Origin of the sequence: Lachnoclostridium sp. An196 (assembly GCF_002160135.1) — a bacterium.
Lineage (GTDB): Bacteria > Bacillota > Clostridia > Lachnospirales > Lachnospiraceae > Hominiventricola > Hominiventricola avistercoris.
The window spans coordinates 80,866-96,365 of the sequence record NZ_NFJZ01000006.1 but is presented as its reverse complement, the minus strand read 5'-3'; the positions used below and the strand labels follow the sequence as shown (position 1 = coordinate 96,365).

General features: G+C 49.3%; 18 protein-coding genes and 2 pseudogenes. 15 read left to right on the top strand and 5 right to left on the bottom strand.

Translation table 11 applies throughout. The features are described 5' to 3' along the window. Positions 1–47 precede the first annotated feature (47 nt). From B5F29_RS17165 to B5F29_RS08610, 3 genes and pseudogenes are all read left to right on the top strand, one after another. Positions 48–260 carry a helix-turn-helix domain-containing protein gene (locus B5F29_RS17165; RefSeq protein ID WP_087154219.1) on the top strand — a complete coding sequence of 71 codons (213 nt, stop codon included), beginning with the start codon at positions 48–50 and terminating at the stop codon, positions 258–260. Between the two features lie 68 nt (positions 261–328). Continuing rightward, positions 329–1,088: pseudogene (locus B5F29_RS08615) on the top strand (SPASM domain-containing protein); the annotation flags it as partial. 3 nt (positions 1,089–1,091) lie between these two features. Beyond that, entirely contained in the window at positions 1,092–1,658 is a 567-nt protein-coding gene (locus B5F29_RS08610; RefSeq protein ID WP_087154218.1) for a DegV family protein, read from the top strand. On the opposite strand, the gene B5F29_RS08605 is transcribed toward B5F29_RS08610, so the two are convergent. Beyond that, on the bottom strand, positions 1,645–2,304 hold the full coding sequence (locus tag B5F29_RS08605; protein ID WP_087154217.1) for a Crp/Fnr family transcriptional regulator: 660 nt from the start codon (positions 2,302–2,304) through the stop codon (positions 1,645–1,647). The genes B5F29_RS08610 and B5F29_RS08605 overlap by 14 nt on opposite strands. Positions 2,305–2,398: 94 nt before the next feature. Here B5F29_RS08605 and B5F29_RS08600 point away from each other — a divergent pair, with 94 nt between their 5' ends. After that, entirely contained in the window at positions 2,399–2,989 is a 591-nt protein-coding gene (locus tag B5F29_RS08600) for an ATP-binding protein (RefSeq protein WP_087154216.1), read from the top strand. 133 nt (positions 2,990–3,122) lie between these two features. After that, positions 3,123–3,800 carry a DUF4405 domain-containing protein gene (locus B5F29_RS08595; RefSeq protein ID WP_087154215.1) on the top strand — a complete coding sequence of 226 codons (678 nt, stop codon included), beginning with the start codon at positions 3,123–3,125 and terminating at the stop codon, positions 3,798–3,800. 12 nt (positions 3,801–3,812) lie between these two features. On the opposite strand, the gene B5F29_RS08590 is transcribed toward B5F29_RS08595, so the two are convergent. Continuing rightward, complete coding sequence (locus B5F29_RS08590; RefSeq protein WP_242955615.1) at positions 3,813–4,619, bottom strand: aldo/keto reductase; 807 nt, start codon at positions 4,617–4,619, stop codon at positions 3,813–3,815. Here B5F29_RS08590 and B5F29_RS08585 point away from each other — a divergent pair. From B5F29_RS08585 to B5F29_RS08570, 3 genes are all read left to right on the top strand, one after another. After that, positions 4,611–4,919 (top strand): hypothetical protein, encoded by a 309-nt coding sequence (locus B5F29_RS08585; protein WP_087154214.1) that lies wholly within the window; start codon positions 4,611–4,613, stop codon positions 4,917–4,919. The two genes, B5F29_RS08590 and B5F29_RS08585, sit on opposite strands and share 9 nt — an antisense overlap. 89 nt (positions 4,920–5,008) lie before the next feature. Then, the gene (locus B5F29_RS08580) at positions 5,009–6,154 is read left to right on the top strand and encodes a cyclophilin-like fold protein (protein ID WP_242955614.1); all 1,146 of its coding nucleotides are present in this window, start codon (positions 5,009–5,011) and stop codon (positions 6,152–6,154) included. 20 nt (positions 6,155–6,174) lie between these two features. Further along, positions 6,175–7,212: an aromatic acid exporter family protein gene (locus B5F29_RS08570; RefSeq protein ID WP_087154213.1), complete on the top strand. Its 1,038-nt coding sequence runs from the start codon at positions 6,175–6,177 to the stop codon at positions 7,210–7,212. Between the two features lie 84 nt (positions 7,213–7,296). Here B5F29_RS08570 and B5F29_RS08565 read toward each other — a convergent pair whose 3' ends face one another. Together B5F29_RS08565 and B5F29_RS08560 are read right to left on the bottom strand one after the other, a co-directional pair. Beyond that, on the bottom strand, positions 7,297–8,286 hold the full coding sequence (locus tag B5F29_RS08565; protein ID WP_087154212.1) for an alpha/beta hydrolase: 990 nt from the start codon (positions 8,284–8,286) through the stop codon (positions 7,297–7,299). A 14-nt stretch (positions 8,287–8,300) separates the two neighbouring features. After that, positions 8,301–8,522 (bottom strand): hypothetical protein, encoded by a 222-nt coding sequence (locus tag B5F29_RS08560; protein ID WP_087154211.1) that lies wholly within the window; start codon positions 8,520–8,522, stop codon positions 8,301–8,303. Positions 8,523–8,700: 178 nt separating this feature from the next. Here B5F29_RS08560 and B5F29_RS08555 point away from each other — a divergent pair, with 178 nt between their 5' ends. From B5F29_RS08555 to B5F29_RS16425, 7 genes and pseudogenes are all read left to right on the top strand, one after another. Beyond that, entirely contained in the window at positions 8,701–9,591 is an 891-nt protein-coding gene (locus tag B5F29_RS08555; RefSeq protein ID WP_087154210.1) for a LysR family transcriptional regulator, read from the top strand. A gap of 265 nt (positions 9,592–9,856) precedes the next feature. Further along, positions 9,857–10,750 (top strand): annotated as a pseudogene (locus B5F29_RS08550) (radical SAM protein); the annotation flags it as partial. Positions 10,751–10,848: 98 nt separating this feature from the next. Continuing rightward, complete coding sequence (locus tag B5F29_RS16555; RefSeq protein ID WP_164488376.1) at positions 10,849–11,004, top strand: hypothetical protein; 156 nt, start codon at positions 10,849–10,851, stop codon at positions 11,002–11,004. Then, the gene (locus tag B5F29_RS08545) at positions 11,004–11,372 is read left to right on the top strand and encodes a hypothetical protein (RefSeq protein ID WP_087154333.1); all 369 of its coding nucleotides are present in this window, start codon (positions 11,004–11,006) and stop codon (positions 11,370–11,372) included. Before B5F29_RS16555 ends, B5F29_RS08545 begins: the two co-directional genes overlap by 1 nt. Before the next feature lie 147 nt (positions 11,373–11,519). Further along, positions 11,520–12,311: a protein-ADP-ribose hydrolase gene (locus B5F29_RS08540; protein ID WP_087154209.1), complete on the top strand. Its 792-nt coding sequence runs from the start codon at positions 11,520–11,522 to the stop codon at positions 12,309–12,311. A 15-nt stretch (positions 12,312–12,326) separates the two neighbouring features. Beyond that, positions 12,327–12,767, top strand: coding sequence for an Rrf2 family transcriptional regulator (locus tag B5F29_RS08535; protein WP_087154208.1), 441 nt, complete (start codon positions 12,327–12,329; stop codon positions 12,765–12,767). Continuing rightward, positions 12,764–12,919: a hypothetical protein gene (locus tag B5F29_RS16425; RefSeq protein WP_162608391.1), complete on the top strand. Its 156-nt coding sequence runs from the start codon at positions 12,764–12,766 to the stop codon at positions 12,917–12,919. The genes B5F29_RS08535 and B5F29_RS16425 overlap by 4 nt, the downstream gene beginning before the upstream one ends. 9 nt (positions 12,920–12,928) lie before the next feature. Here B5F29_RS16425 and B5F29_RS08530 read toward each other — a convergent pair whose 3' ends face one another. Next, positions 12,929–15,433 (bottom strand): excinuclease ABC subunit UvrA, encoded by a 2,505-nt coding sequence (locus tag B5F29_RS08530; RefSeq protein ID WP_087154207.1) that lies wholly within the window; start codon positions 15,431–15,433, stop codon positions 12,929–12,931. Positions 15,434–15,500: the final 67 nt, after the last annotated feature.

The window sequence follows — 15,500 nt, the reverse complement described above, 5'->3', positions numbered from 1 at the left end:
GATATAATTGAAAGCCGTACGGCTATATCTATAAAGGGAAAGGTAATATGAAAATCGTAGACGCGGAAAGTCTGGGAAAAGCTATCAGACGGAGAAGGAAAGAATTGCATTATACACAGGCGTATTTAGCAGAATACACAGGATTCAGTGCCAGTTTTATTTCCGATTTGGAACGGGGAAAAGAAACGGCAGAGATTGGTAAAACCATTTTTTTGATTCAGATCCTCGGTATGGATTTATGCTTGGAGAAGAGAGGATAATATTTTGAGAAAACTGCAGGTATATGTAGAATTAAGCGGTAAACAGGTGCATGTAGGGAATATTCATGGAAATGGTCCGGATGATTTTTGTTCCGGCCATCAGTCTGGAAGGATTCGAGGAAGCCAACGACGGCCGAGAGGCAGCGGAGTCTATCAGAAAGTGCAGAACGCCATGGCCCTGCTGAAAGAGCATAAACTGCCGTTTGGCATTTCCACCTGTTATACCAGCAAAAACGTGGACGACGTCAGCAGCGAAAAATATTTTGATATGCTGGTGGACTGCGGGGCGCTGTTTGTATGGTTCTTCATTATATGCCGGTGGGAAGCGACGCGGCTACGGAGCTTCTGCCTACGCCCGAACAGCGGGAGAAGATGTACCGCCGCATCCGGGAATTCCGCGGCAGCAAGCCTATCTTCAGCATGGACTTTCAGAATGACGCCGAGTATGTGGGCGGATGTATCGCGGGAGGACGCAGATATCTCCATATCAACGCGAAGGGAGATGTGGAACCTTGCGTATTTATCCACTATTCCAACGTGAATATCCATGACACCTCCCTGTTGGATGCGCTTAAGAGCCCCATCTTCATGGCGTACCACAAGGGACAGCCTTTCAATGACAATATGCTGCGCCCATGTCCAATGTTGGAAAATCCGGAATACTTAAGGAAGATGGTCAAGGAAACAGGCGCGGTCAATACGGACTACCAGAGCCCGGAGGAAGTGGACGCCCTGTGCGACCGGACGACGCCTTATGCCGAGAACTGGAAACCTACGGCGGACAGACTCCGGGAATCAAGCAAAAGCGGATGCCGCAAAGGAGAGTAATTTATGGCGGACTATCAGATCTTTACGGACGCCACTGCGGATCTTACCGCCAAGATGGTGGAAGGCTTGCCTTCCGTGAAGGTCATACCCATGCTGCAGGTTGAAATCGGAGGCAAAGAATATACATACGGTTCTTCCGGAACGATCACAGCGGAAGAATTTTACGGATTGCAGAGAAGCGGACAGTTTGGCTCCACTTCTCAGATCAATCCGGCAGTCTATCTGGAGTATCTGGAACCTGATCTGGCAGAAGGAAGAGATGTCCTCTATCTGTGCTTTACCTCCGGAATGTCGGGAACCTACCAGACTTCCCGGCTGTGCATGGATGATCTGCGGGAGAAATATCCGGAGAGGAAAATCGTCTGCGCAGATACTTTGTGCGCATCCGTGGGAGAAGGACTTCTTGTGACAGAAGCGCTGAAAAAACAGGCGGAAGGATTTACGATAGAAGAACTGGAGGACTGGGTCATGGAACACCGGCTCCAGGTCTGTCACTGGTTTTCCGTGGATACGTTTGATCATCTGCGTCACGGCGGCCGTAAAGCGGACATAAACTTTACAACAAAATAAAATGGTTCTTTTGAAAATCAATCAGGCCTTCATTTTTCATTTTGCTCAGCTCATTGGACATTGCGCTCCTGTCAACGGATAGAAAATCTGCCATCTGCTGACGGTTGAAAGGGACTGAAAAACGGTTGCTGCTCTGGCGTTTCGCCTCATCAGAGAGATAAGCGATCAGTTTTTCGCGGGTTGTGCGCTTTGACATATAACCGAGCTTCTGCACCAGCGACCGGTTTCTTTCGGAAATCGCATAGACAAGATTCTCCACCACAGCCGTATGGAACCGGCAGGCAGAAGAACAGACCGTAAGTATTTTTTTTACATCAAAGAATATCACATCGCTGTCTTCCACAGCCATGACGTCATTCATCACGAAGCCGCTTTCCGGCGCCGCATAGGATTCTCCGAACATTTCCCCGGGATTTACGACATTGAGAATACTCCGGTTCCCCCAGTAATCATCCTGTTGGATGTATAATTTTCCATCGAGAAGAATCAGGAGGTTGTCCAGTCTCTGCCCCTGGCTCAGCACAAATTCGCCTTTTTTGAAATGGTATTTTTTCGCCTGCAGGCAGGAAAGCATGAATTCTATTTCGCTTTCTTTTACGCCGGAAAACAGCACGGTCTTTTTTAAAATTGGTATATAATTTTTCATAAAAACCTCAATTTAGTTGTAAAAACAACATACTTGCTGCAAAAATCATAATATACTTGATACAGAAAGTCAAGAGAACGGGAGATGAAGAGCCATGATTAGAAAAATTATTAAAATTGATGAAGAAAAATGCAACGGCTGCGGAGTCTGCGCCAACGCCTGTCATGAGGGGGCGATTGAAATGATAGATGGAAAAGCGAAGCTCACCCGGGAAGATTACTGCGACGGGCTCGGGGACTGTCTACCCGGCTGTCCCACGGGCGCGATCACTTTTGAAGAAAGGGAGGCTCCGGCCTATGACCAGGCCGCTGTCCTTGCGGCAAAGAAGTTGTCCCAATGGCCGGTACAGATCAAGCTGGTACCGGTAACTGCTCCTTATTATGAAGATGCGAATCTTCTGATTGCGGCAGACTGTACTGCCTACACCTACGGAAACTTCTATGCTGATTTTATCCGAAAATATATCACGCTGATTGGATGCCCGAAGCTGGATAACGTGGATTATACTGAAAAACTGACTCAGATCATAGCGAATAACAACATCAAAAGCGTCACCATCGTGCGGATGGAAGTTCCCTGCTGCGGCGGCATAGAGCATGCCGTAAAGAACGCCCTGCAGGAGAGCGGGAAATTTTTCCCATGGAATGTTGTGACGATTTCAACAGACGGAAGAATCTTAGACTGACCGACTGGTCCCAATGACCCCGATGGCCCTCAATGCGTTTTCTGTATGAAAGGCGATAATCTACAAGTATTTTACTTGTGCGCAATTTGCAGATATAATCAGAACTGAGAAACAGCAGAATGGAGGACAGCCTATGAAATCGAAGGCGACTTTGAAGATAGTGATTGACCTGGCGATGACGGCGGCGCTTCTTTTCCTGATGGGATATCAGTTCTGGAGCGATACGGCGCACGAATGGGCGGGAGCAGGGATGTTCGTCCTGTTTATCGCGCATCATATCCTGAACCGGGGATGGTACAAGGCATTATTCAAAGGAAAATATACACCCGCGCGCTGCTTTCAGCTTGCAGTCAGCCTGTTGTTGCTCCTGACAATGCTCGGACTGATGGTCAGCGGTATTTTGTTGTCGCGCCATGTGTTTGATTTTCTGAATATCAGCGGCGGCACGGCGTTTGGACGGCTGCTGCATATAGTCTGCGTACATTGGGGATTTGTATTGATGGCGCTGCATCTGGGATTGCACTGGAGTATGGTGATGAGCAGGATCTGGAAGGCGGCGCATGCAAAGGAAAATTCCCGCGCGAGGCGGACCGCTTTCCGGATCGCGGGAGCGTTGATAGCGGTATGGGGATTCTATCAGTTTATTCACAGGAATTTCCTGACCTATATGTTTCTTCAGGCCCATTTTGTCTTTTTGAATTATGAAGAGCCGATCTTTTTGTTTTACCTGAATTATCTGGCCATGATGGGATTCTTCATTTTCATCGGCCATTATGTGTCGGGATTTTTGAAACGGAATAAAAAAGCTTAGTTTATAGCTTTGTTACAAAGCTTCTTCAAATCTCTCGGCAACTTTTTTCAGCCATTCTCGGATAGGAATGTGCTGCGGGCACATCTTTTCGCATTGTCCGCACTCGATGCAGCTGCTTGCTTTTCCAAACTGTTCCGAAAAATGGCTGTACAACATTGTTTGTGCAGTCCATGCTTTTGCTTCTAACTTACGCATATCCGCATTGTAGAGGGAAAAGTATTTTGGAACGGCTATATTTTTCGGACAATTGTTGATACAATAGGCGAACCCCGTACAGGGTATGGCAATACTGCCATTGATAATATCTGCCGCTTTTTGAACCAGCGTATATTCTTCCTTTGTAAATGGGGTGAAGTTTTCCATATAGGACAAGTTATCTTTGACCTGTTCCAAATCGCTCATGCCGCTTAAAACCAACATCACATTTTCATGGCTTGCCGCAAATCGGATTGCCCATGAAGCGCCAGACAGATCAGGACGGCAGGTGCGGAACAGATTTTCCGCTTTCTGCGGGATATCGGCAAGAGTTCCGCCCTTGACCGGCTCCATAACAATCACAGGTTTTCTGTGTCTTTTTGCGGTTTCATAGCATTTACGGGATTGGATCGTATCGTTTTCCCAGTCAAGATAATTCAGCTGTATCTGAACAAAATCAACTTCGGGGTGTTCGGTCAAAATCCCGTCCAGCACATCGGCGGTATCATGGAATGAAAACCCGATATGCTTTACAAGTCCGTCTCTTTTCTTCTCGGAAAGGAACGCAAAGACATGCGTATCTTCTGCCGCTTTGCGGCGGTTGCCGCCCATGTCATGGACCAAATAGTAATCGAAATAGTCTACACCACACCGCTCAAGGCGGGGCTTCTAATAAAAGATATGCAGCATTATATTGCTTTGGCGTTAAAAGGTGAAAGCACTTTGCAAGAGCGATATGATATTTTTTTGGAGCAAGAAAAAGTTCTTAAACATAAGATTGAAGTATTGCAAAATGCTATGGAGGTAACTCAAAAGAAGCTTGCATATTATAAAACCGCAATAGAAAGTGGTTCGGAGAAAGATTTGCCGCCGGCATTTAACCTCAGCAGGTCAGGCTCAGGGTCAGCGGTTAAGAATCCATAGATAAAACGCATGGAGAGGCATAAAATACGGGTATTAGACATTGAACGCCTCCTTACTTATAATGTACACAAAGGAAGGAGGAGATTTGAATGAGAAGAATAGGTTCCCTTTTTATGGCTTTGACGTTGATCCTGTCTCTTGCGGCGTGCGGGAGTACAGGGGAGGGAACGTCGGGATCAGAAAGCTCTGTGAGCGTGTCCGGACAGGAAACGCCGGCATCCGATTCCGCAGAGGATGCGGAATCGGACGCGGATACGGCAGATACAGCGGAAGAGACCGCGGCAGCTGGAGATACGGAAGAGAGTTCTCAGGACAGTCGTATCCTGGTAGCATATTATTCCTGGGCGGATAATGCCGTCCTGGCGGAAGATGTGGACGCGGTAGCGTCGCCCAGCGTGATTCCTCCGGGAAATGTACAGCAGCTGGCAGGCTGGGTACAGGAAGCAACCGGCGGAGATCTGTTCTCAATCCAGGTGACAGACCCTTATCCCAGCGACTGGGATGCCTGTCTGGAGAGGGCAAATCAGGAGCGTGGAGATGATGCCCGCCCGGAACTGGCCGCAGATGTGGAGAATATGAATCAGTATGATGTGGTTTTCCTGGGGTACCCTAATTGGTGGTACGGCGTGCCGATGGCGCTTCTTTCATTCCTGGAGCAGAATGATCTTTCAGGAAAAGAAGTATATCTGTTTTGTTCCCATGGAACCGGAGGGCTTGCCAACAGCGTGTCGCTCATCACGGAGGCAGCGCCCGGCGCGGTGATCTCCGATAATATTTTTGACTGTTACGAAGAGGATGCTTCTTCCTCGCAGGAGAACATTCAAAACTGGGTGGCAGAACTGGGATATACAGATATGGACGATACAGAAACGGAGGCAGATGATATGGCGCGTCAGATCGCGGTACAATTTGGAGACAACACGGTGATCTATGAACTGAACGACAGCACGGCTGCGGATTCTCTTTACACGCAGCTGCCACTCACAGTGGAAGTAGAAGATTACAGTACGAATGAGAAAATCTTTTATCCGCCGCAGGAGCTGGATACCGGCGATGCTCCGACGGCGCAGAGTGGAGCAGGAACTCTGGCTTATTACGCTCCGTGGAGAGATGTGGTCATGTTTTATGATGCTTACAGTCCCAACGCGTCTCTGTATGAACTGGGACAGGTAGTGTCCGGAGGCGAACTGGTAGGGCAGATGACCGGGACGGTTACGATCGATATCGCAGAGTAAGAGATGAAACGGGGGTAAACATGAGCAGAAAAAAGGAATGGAAGAAGATCGTGATACAGACGGGGAAAATCGCGGTAGGGAGCAGCGCGGCAATTTATATTGCCCAGACTCTCGGATTGGAGAACGCGGCCTCGGCAGGGACGATTACTTTACTCACGATTGTGACTACGAAGTGGGAGACGTTAAAACTCTCTGCATATCGCCTGATTACATTCGCGGTCTCCGTTCTCCTGGCGGCGATGACGATCGGCTGCCTGGAGAGCGTGTGGATCGCCTATGCGGTCTATATCTTTGCGGTCATTTTTATCTGTCAGATGTTTGGCTGGCAGGCGACCATATCGGTCAATTCCGTGATCGGTATTCATTTTCTCACATCAAAGGATTTTAGTCTGTCATTTATTTTCAATGAATTTCTCCTGGTTTTTATCGGCATCACCATCGCCGTGCTGTTAAACTTGTTCCATGATTATAAATCTCAGGAAGATAAGCTGATTCAAAGTATGCGCGATACGGAAGAATGTCTGCAGATGATCCTGGGCGGACTGGCGGCTTATCTTTCCGGCAAAAACATGCAGTGGGATATATGGAACGATATCCGACGGCTGGAACAGGATCTGGAGGGCTATATTAAAAACGCCTATGAATACCAGGGCAATTCCTTTCAGTCGCATCCCGGTTATTACACAGAATATTTTGAAATGCGGTTAAATCAGCTGGGTATGCTCCATAACCTGCATTATGAAGTGAAAAAGATCCGCAGTATGCCCCGTCAGGCTATGGTGATTGTGGACTATATCCTGTACATGATGGATTATGTGGTGGAGGTCAATTCTCCGGATGAGCAGATCGCCAGGCTGGAAGAAATTTTCGCTGATATGAAAAAAGAGCCGCTGCCCGAGAGCAGGGAAGAATTTGAAGCAAGGGCAGTGCTGTACCATATTCTGATGGACATTGAGGAATTTCTGCTCTTCAAAAAAAGATTTGTGGAAAGCCTGGATGAAAAGAAACTGGAAAGATACTGGAAAAAGGACAAGGAGACAGGATCTGACGTGAAATAAAAGATATGTGAAGAAATACATTGGAAAAGGAGAGCTGCCCATAAATCTGTGAGGCAGCTCCCCTGCGTGCAGCATATCTTTTATTTACTGCAGATATTTTTTGAAAAATTCCGTCATTTTATCAAAGGGAATGATGTCTGTCCGGTCGTACAGATCTGTGTGCACAGCGCCCGGGATGATCAGCAGTTCTTTATTGTCCGTATACGGATTATTCTTTATCATATTTGCATAAGCATCTTTGCTGAAATAGCAGGAGTGCGCTTTTTCTCCGTGCATGATCAGTACCGCGCTGCGGATCTCATTGCTGTACTGCAGGATCGGCTGGTTCATAAAGGACATGCATCCGGTCACGTTCCATCCTCCGTTGGAGTTCAGAGAACGCGCATGATAGCCGCGGGAGGTCTTGTAATAGTCATGATAGTCTTTTACAAAGAATGGCGCGTCTTCCGGAAGCGGATCCACCACGCCGCCGCCCAGGGCGTAGGAGCCGTTTTTGCAGTCCTGGATTCTCTGCGCGTTCAGCGCTTTCTTTTTCTCATAGCGGGCTTCTTCGCTGTCCTCGGAATCAAAATATCCTTTCGCGTTTACCCGTGTCATATCGTACATCGTGGAAACGACCGTCGCTTTGATCCGGGTATCCAGCGCCGCCGTATTCAGAGCCATGCCTCCCCAGCCGCAGATTCCGATGATGCCGATCCGCTCCGGATCCACATTTTCTTGAACAGAGAGAAAATCTACCGCTGCCTGGAAATCTTCCGTATTGATATCAGGAGACGCCATATAACGGGGAGTACCGCCGCTTTCTCCGGTATAAGAGGGATCAAAAGCGATCGTGAGAAATCCTCTCTCCGCCATGGCCTGCGCGTACAGCCCGGACGCCTGCTCCTTTACTGCCCCGAACGGTCCGCAGACTGCGATGGCAGCCAGTTTTCCCGCTGCTCCCTTCGGCTCATACAGGTCCGCAGCCAGCGTGATGCCGTAGCGGTTGCGAAAAGTCACTTTGCGGTGGTTTACTTTGTCGCTCTGCGGGAAGGTTTTGTCCCATTCTTTTGTTAATGTCACTTTCTCTTCCATGTGAAATCCTCCGTTTAATTTTTTTCTTCTTTCTGCATGGTATAGACCATGTAGTCCAGACAGTCGATTTTATACTGTTCCTGATGAAGTTCTTCCAGAAGCGAGGCTCTGTGCTGAGATAGTAAGCGATATTGCGCCTGACGGTCTTTTTCCTGCTCCATTTTGAGAAAGTGTTCAATCTGGGATTCGTCGCATCCGGCGTCCGACAGATTTCGTCGTATTTTGAATATTTCCATCTGAGCCTGCCTCCTTGTTGTTATCATTATAATTCCATGCCTGAACAATGGCAAATGCCAGTTTTTTATGGAGTGATATGCTTTACGGGTATATGATAAAGATGTATAATAAAAGAAAATACGTAACAGTTCGGGACGTCCTGAGCAGTTATAAAAAGCAAAAGAGGAGAACAGAAACATGGAGATACGGGTACTACGTTATTTTCTTGCCATTGCGCGGGAGAGGAATATCACAGGTGCGGCCAACTACCTTCATCTGACGCAGCCCACCTTGTCAAGGCAGATTCATGATCTGGAAGAAGAACTGGGACAGCAGCTGCTGATCCGCAAAAGTCATCGGGTTGAACTGACGCCGGAGGGTGTCCTGCTCAGGAAACGCGCGGAAGAGATCATCGCCATGGTGGATAAAACGGAAGCAGAATTTGCCTCTATGGAAGATACCGTAAGCGGAGATATCTACATCGGGAGCGGAGAGACTCAGGCCATACGTCAGATCGCAGAGCTTATCAAAGACCTGGGAGAAGCATGCCCAAACATTCATTACCATCTGCACAGCGGCAATGCGGAGGATGTGACAGAACGGCTGGACAAGGGCCTGCTGGATTTTGGCATTCTGATACAGCCTGCGGATCTTACAAAATATGATTATCTGGATCTTCCGGCCAGAGACCGATGGGGTGTCATCATGCGAAAGGACAGTCCGTTGGCAGAGAAAGAAGCCATTGAGAAGAATGAGCTTCTGGAAATCCCGCTGCTTTGTTCCAGACAAGTGGTAGGATCCCGTCATTCCGAAAATAAATTTGCCGAGTGGTTTGGAACAGACTATGAAAAGCTGAATATCGTAGCGACCTATAACCTTATGTATAATGCGGCGATTCTGGTGGAAGCGGGGGTGGGATATGCGCTGACGCTGGACAAGCTGGCGAATACCTCCGAAGACAGCGTGCTGTGTTTCCGACCTCTGCGTCCGGAACTGGAGTCCGGCCTGAATGTGGTCTGGAAAAAATATCAGGTCTTTTCCCCTGCGGCGGAACTGTTTTTGAAGACTTTGAAAGAAAGATTTTCATAGGGAGTTTCTGCTCCGTTGAAATTATAATGAGTCAAAATACAAGATATATTTCTCATCAACATTAACAATTCCCAAACATTTCAATAACAAATTCAAAATAAAAATCAGATAATCTGTCCATGCAGGCCGGAACTCAGGAGGAAGAGGCGGCACATGGGCAGATTTTTTTAGGTAAACAAAAGAAGAAAGGAACAATATTTATGGCAATCAAAGAAAATGTAGAAGCATTTGCAGTGAAACAGGCACTTTCATATCTTGACAAGGATCCGGAGGAGAACCGTTGGTGCGGAAAAAGGATATCATCCGTCTGTGCGAGGATCATCCGGACTGTGTATTTTCTGCTTTTACCAACGGGACGCTGATAGACGAGGCTTTCGCGGAGGAGATGCTGCGGGTGAAGAATTTCGTTCCCGCGATCAGTATCGAAGGATTTGAAGAGGTGACGGATTCCAGACGGGGCGGCGGTACCTACCGGAAGATTATCAGAGCCATGAACATTCTGAAGGAGCGAAAGCTGCCGTTCGGAATCTCCTGCTGTTATACTTCTGCCAATGCGGAGGTCATCGGAAGCGAAGCATATTTTGACCAGATGATCGAGATGGGAGCAAAATTCGCATGGTTTTTTACTTATATGCCGGTGGGAAAAGCAGCCGTGCCGGAGCTGATGGCGACCGCGGAACAAAGAGAGATGATGTACCATAAGATTCGGGAATACCGTCAGACGAAACCGCTGTTTACCATAGACTTCTGGAATGACGGAGAATATGTGGGAGGCTGCATCGCCGGAGGACGTTCTTACTGCCATATTAATGCCAACGGGGACGTGGAACCCTGTGCATTTATCCATTACTCGGATTCCAACATCCGTGAGAAATCCCTGCTGGAAGCATGCCGCTCTCCTTTGTTCATGGGATATCATGACAATCAGCCCTGGAATGACAATCTGCTGCGCCCCTGTCCGGTACTGGACAATCCGGGGAGACTGACGGAGATCGCAGAGAAAAGCCATGCACAGAGTACCGACTATCAGAATCTGGAAAGTGCGAAAGAGTTCTCCGATAAATGTGTAGAGACTGCCGCGAAATGGGCTCCGGTGGCGGAACGGCTGTGGAACGAGACACAGACTGGATGTGCTTCCTGCGGCAGATGTCAAAAATAATATGTGATTTTAACATTTTGGAAACAAAACAGAAACGCTTTACCAACATCACGGGATTATTCTTATATCATCAAAGGAAAACAAGGAGGTCGAATGATATGGCAAAGTCCAGACTGGTAGAAGTCAATGAAAAGATAGCAGAAAAAGTTGTTGGCAGTTACAAAAAGATCGAGGAAGGAGTGGTAGGAGGCTACAAAAAGATAGAAGAAGCCAAAGAAAGACTGGCAAAAGAGAAAAAGGGAGATGTGGAATGATGAAAAAGAGTAATTTTGTCGCGATGATTTTGGGAACAATCGGAGGTATCCTTTTTGCGCTTGGCATGTGTATGGCGATGATTCCGGAATGGAACGCGTTCCGTCCCGGCGTAGTGATGGGGGTGGCCGGCGCGGTTGTGCTCCTGATCATGGTGCTGGTATGGAGAAAAATGGAACATAAAGATCCGATTCACATATCCGGAAAGACGATAGGGAGCATGCTTCTGGGTATTGTCGGCGCACTGCTCCTGGGAGTGGGCATGTGTCTGACCATGGTGTGGAGCCACATGGTAGCAGGCATCGCGATCGGGCTGATCGGCATCGTGCTTTTGCTGTGTCTGATTCCTTTGACAAAAGGATTGAAATAAAAACTTTATCATAGTATATTCTATGTATGAGCGCTGGAATAATCCGGCGTTCATTTTTTCTGCATATTTATAATGTAATTGTTGACATTACAACAAAAAGATGTAATAATAGCTGTTACAAGAAAGACTGAGTGGAGGAAAACAGCCATGAATGATAAAAAACAGAAAGAACGGAGAATCTGGCTGATCCGGGAATTACAGAGAGAAATGCCTCAATATCAGGATATCAGGATTCCGGTCACGGAGGAAGAGCAGTGGAATCTTCTGCGTTCGCTGTTCAATGTACGTCCTCCATATCCGGCTTCACAGGAATTTTTGAAGGTGCAGGACGAGTATCTGTCAGAACTGGTCCGCAGCAGAGGAATCGTGGATGCAGAAAGTCTTCCCGCATCAGAACTCGATCCCAGGATCACGCTCTGGCAGGGGGATATTACGACACTGCGCTGCGATGCCATCGTCAACGCCGCCAACAGCGCGCTCCTGGGATGCTGGCAGCCTTGTCACTCTTGTATCGACAATATGATCCATTCGCTTTCCGGAGTCCAGCTCAGGATCAAATGCAACGAGATTATGCAGGCGCAGGGGCATGAAGAAGAGACCGGCACTGCCAAAATCACGCCGGCTTATAACCTTCCATGTAAATATGTGCTGCATACAGTGGGGCCGATCATCTCAGGACCGCTTCGGAAAGAAGACTGCGATTTGCTGGCAGGATGCTATCAATCCTGTCTGGAGCTTGCCGAGGGGAACAATGTCCGGTCTGTGGCGTTTTGCTGTATTTCAACCGGAGTATTCCATTTTCCGCAGCAGCGGGCGGCTGAAATCGCGGTAGAGACCGTAAGACAGTTTCTTGAAACGGACAGTTCCATTGACCGGGTGATATTCAATGTCTTTACGGACCGGGATTTGGCGATTTATCAGAAATTGCTCGGAGAATAAAGGAGGAGCCTTAAGATGCAGATATCAAGCAGATTTACCATAGCCATACACATGCTCACTTGTATGGAAACATTTAAAGATGAATACAAAGTTACCAGTGATTTTCTGGCGGACAGCATCAATGTAAATCCGGTAGTGATCCGAAGAATTCTGTCCCAGCTGCGGGACGCCGGGCTGGTTCAGGTGAAAAGAGGTACCGGCGGCGCGGCGGCGGCAAAACCGCTGAAAGAGATCACCTTTCTGGATGTGTACCGGGCGGTGGAGTGTATCGAAGACAACACTCTGTTTCATTTTCATGAAAATCCCAATATGGAATGTCCTGTAGGAAAGAATATCCACAATATTCTGGATGACAAGCTGGTCCGGGTACAGGAAGCTATGGAGCGGGAACTGAAGGCAATCACACTGGAAGAAGTGATGGATGATTTGAAGAGAATATTGAATAAAAACAGATGATTGCCAGACTGAAAAAATGCACGGATGTGATCGCGGAGACAGATCTGGCCATGCAGGAGATCCGCCGGCAGATGGAAAGAGCGGCGGACCAGCCTGCAGATGAAGAAGTGATTTACGAGAAACTGAAGAAATTTGATATTCCGATTGTTTGATGTTTTCTGTCACAGATAACGGCCGGTGACACTTTCCGGCGTATGTCTGATCTCATCCGGCGTGCCGGCGGCGACGATACGTCCTCCTGCTTCGCCGCCGCCCGGCCCCATATCAATGATATAGTCCGCGCTGCGGATCACGTCCAGATCATGTTCGATCACGATCACGGTCGCTCCCTGACTGATCAGTGTGTGAAATACGTCCAGCAGTGTCTGGACATCAAGAGGATGCAGGCCGATGGTGGGTTCGTCGAAGACGAATACAGAATCCGACTGTATCCTGCCCATCTCGCTGGCCAGCTTCAGCCTTTGCGCTTCGCCGCCGGACAGGCCGGGCGTTTCTTCTCCCAGAGTCAGATATCCTAATCCCAGATCTTCCAATACCTGGAGCCTCTGCCGGACGGTTTTCAGATCCCCGCAGGCTTCCAGCGCCGTGTGTATGTCCATGGACATCAGCTCCGGCAGAGAATAGATGTTTCCTTCTTTGTTTTGATATTTGATTGATTCTGCTGTCTTCGCGTAGCGGGATCCCCGGCATTCCGGACAGGGGATATCCACGTCGGGCAGAAACTGTACGTCGAGGCTGATGACGCCGGTTCCGTCGCAGACCGGACAGCGCAGTTTTCCGGTATTGTAGGAAAAATCACCTGCTTTCAGGCCGGCCTTTTTTGCGTCGGGAGTCCTGGCGAAATGTTTCCGCAATTCGTCATGCACATTGGCGTAGGTGGCGACCGTGGAGCGGACATTGATGCCGATGGGAGTGGCGTCGATCAGTTTGACATGTTCGATGCCGTCCGCCTGGACGGAGAGTACATGCTCTGGAAGTTTTTTCCCTTGAATCTGCGCGTCCAGGCCGGGTACCAGGCTTTCCAGGATCAGGGTCGTCTTGCCGGAACCGGATACTCCGGTTACCACGGTCAGTTTCCCTTTGGGAATCCGGACTTCCAATGGTTTTACTGTGTGAATGGGGCCGGTGGAGAGCCGGATGATCCCGTCATGGTACAGATCTGTCCCAGCTTCTTCTTTTGCAACGTTTTCTGTATCGGCGTGTTTGGCAGCATGCCCGGCAGACCATGCGGACAGAAAGGGTCCGATCCGGGAATCCGGATTTCCGGAAAGATCTGAGACGGTACCTTCCGCGATCACCTGCCCGCCTTCCGCGCCTGCGCCCGGCCCCATCTCGATGATCCAGTCGGCTTCAGCCAGTACCTGGGTATCATGATCCACCAGGACGATAGAGTTGCCGTCGTCGATCAGGTCGTGCATGACTCCGGTAAGCCCGATGATATTGGATGGGTGAAGTCCGATGGACGGTTCATCCAGTACATACAATACGCCGGTGGTGCGGTTGCGGACGGCGCGGGCAAGCTGCATCCGCTGGCGTTCTCCGGTGGAAAGCGTGGAAGAAGCGCGGTCCAGCGCCAGATAACCCAGTCCCAGATCCAGAAGTCTTCTGGCTGACGTCTGAAAGGATTCACAGATGCTGGCCGCCATGGGACGCATCTCCTCCGGAAGAGAATCCGGTACGCCGTCCACCCATACAGCCAGGTCGGACAGAGACATCCGGCAGGCTTCGTCCAGGGAGATGCCCCGCAGTCTGGGAGCTCTTGCCGCGTCGGACAAACGCGTGCCGCCGCAGTCCGGACAGGTGTCCTGACGCAGAAATTTTTCCACACGTTTCATGCCTTTTTCATCTTTGACTTTTGCCAGGGCATTTTCTACCGTATATACTGCGTTGAAGTAGGTGAAATCCAGTTCGCCCGCCTGATTGGAATTTTTGGGTTTATAGAATATATGTTTCTTTTCCGCAGGCCCGTTATAGACGATATCTTTCTCTTTTTCTGTCAGGTCACGGAACGGCACGTCGGTGCGTACACCCATGGCGCGGCAAACATCGGTCATCAGCGACCACATCAGGGAATTCCATGGCGCTACGGCTCCTTCGTCGATGGTCAGCGATTCGTCCGGGACCAGTGTGGAGCGGTCTACAGTCTGTACCGTACCGGTGCCGCCGCAGGTGCGGCAGGCGCCCTGGCTGTTGAATGCCAGTTCTTCCGCCGATGGAGCGTAGAAATGCGCGCCGCATTCCGGACAGACCAGTTCCTGGCCGGCGGCGACCGCCAGAGAAGGAGCCAGATAGTGCCCGTTTGGACAGCGGTGTTCTGCCAGCCGGGAATACATCAGGCGCAGACTGTTCAGAAGTTCCGTACCCGTGCCGAAGGTACTCCGGATACCGGGAACGCCGGGACGCTGGTGCAGCGCCAGAGCCGCAGGCACGTACAGGATCTCGTCTACCTGCGCTTTGGCCGCCTGTGTCATGCGCCTCCTGGTATAAGTAGAAAGCGCGTCCAGATATCTGCGTGAGCCTTCCGCGTACAGAACGCCCAGCGCCAGGGACGATTTGCCGGAGCCGGATACACCGGCGATGCCTACGATTTTGTTCAGCGGTACGTCCACATCGATATTTTTCAGATTGTGCACCCGGGCGCCCCGGATCAGTATTTTATCATGCATGGTTATTACCTCTCTTTACTACCGATTGTACCAGAGGCAGAGCGTCTGTTCAATCGGATAGTTGCAT

Coding starts and splice junctions, on each gene's coding strand:
- B5F29_RS17165 (WP_087154219.1), top strand. CDS start 48: ATGAAAATCGTAGACGCGGAAAGTCTGGGAAAAGCTATCAGACGGAGA.
- B5F29_RS08610 (WP_087154218.1), top strand. CDS start 1,092: ATGGCGGACTATCAGATCTTTACGGACGCCACTGCGGATCTTACCGCC.
- B5F29_RS08605 (WP_087154217.1), bottom strand. CDS start 2,304: ATGAAAAATTATATACCAATTTTAAAAAAGACCGTGCTGTTTTCCGGC.
- B5F29_RS08600 (WP_087154216.1), top strand. CDS start 2,399: ATGATTAGAAAAATTATTAAAATTGATGAAGAAAAATGCAACGGCTGC.
- B5F29_RS08595 (WP_087154215.1), top strand. CDS start 3,123: ATGAAATCGAAGGCGACTTTGAAGATAGTGATTGACCTGGCGATGACG.
- B5F29_RS08585 (WP_087154214.1), top strand. CDS start 4,611: ATGGACCAAATAGTAATCGAAATAGTCTACACCACACCGCTCAAGGCG.
- B5F29_RS08580 (WP_242955614.1), top strand. CDS start 5,009: ATGAGAAGAATAGGTTCCCTTTTTATGGCTTTGACGTTGATCCTGTCT.
- B5F29_RS08570 (WP_087154213.1), top strand. CDS start 6,175: ATGAGCAGAAAAAAGGAATGGAAGAAGATCGTGATACAGACGGGGAAA.
- B5F29_RS08565 (WP_087154212.1), bottom strand. CDS start 8,286: ATGGAAGAGAAAGTGACATTAACAAAAGAATGGGACAAAACCTTCCCG.
- B5F29_RS08560 (WP_087154211.1), bottom strand. CDS start 8,522: ATGGAAATATTCAAAATACGACGAAATCTGTCGGACGCCGGATGCGAC.
- B5F29_RS08555 (WP_087154210.1), top strand. CDS start 8,701: ATGGAGATACGGGTACTACGTTATTTTCTTGCCATTGCGCGGGAGAGG.
- B5F29_RS16555 (WP_164488376.1), top strand. CDS start 10,849: ATGGCAAAGTCCAGACTGGTAGAAGTCAATGAAAAGATAGCAGAAAAA.
- B5F29_RS08545 (WP_087154333.1), top strand. CDS start 11,004: ATGAAAAAGAGTAATTTTGTCGCGATGATTTTGGGAACAATCGGAGGT.
- B5F29_RS08540 (WP_087154209.1), top strand. CDS start 11,520: ATGAATGATAAAAAACAGAAAGAACGGAGAATCTGGCTGATCCGGGAA.
- B5F29_RS08535 (WP_087154208.1), top strand. CDS start 12,327: ATGCAGATATCAAGCAGATTTACCATAGCCATACACATGCTCACTTGT.
- B5F29_RS16425 (WP_162608391.1), top strand. CDS start 12,764: ATGATTGCCAGACTGAAAAAATGCACGGATGTGATCGCGGAGACAGAT.
- B5F29_RS08530 (WP_087154207.1), bottom strand. CDS start 15,433: ATGCATGATAAAATACTGATCCGGGGCGCCCGGGTGCACAATCTGAAA.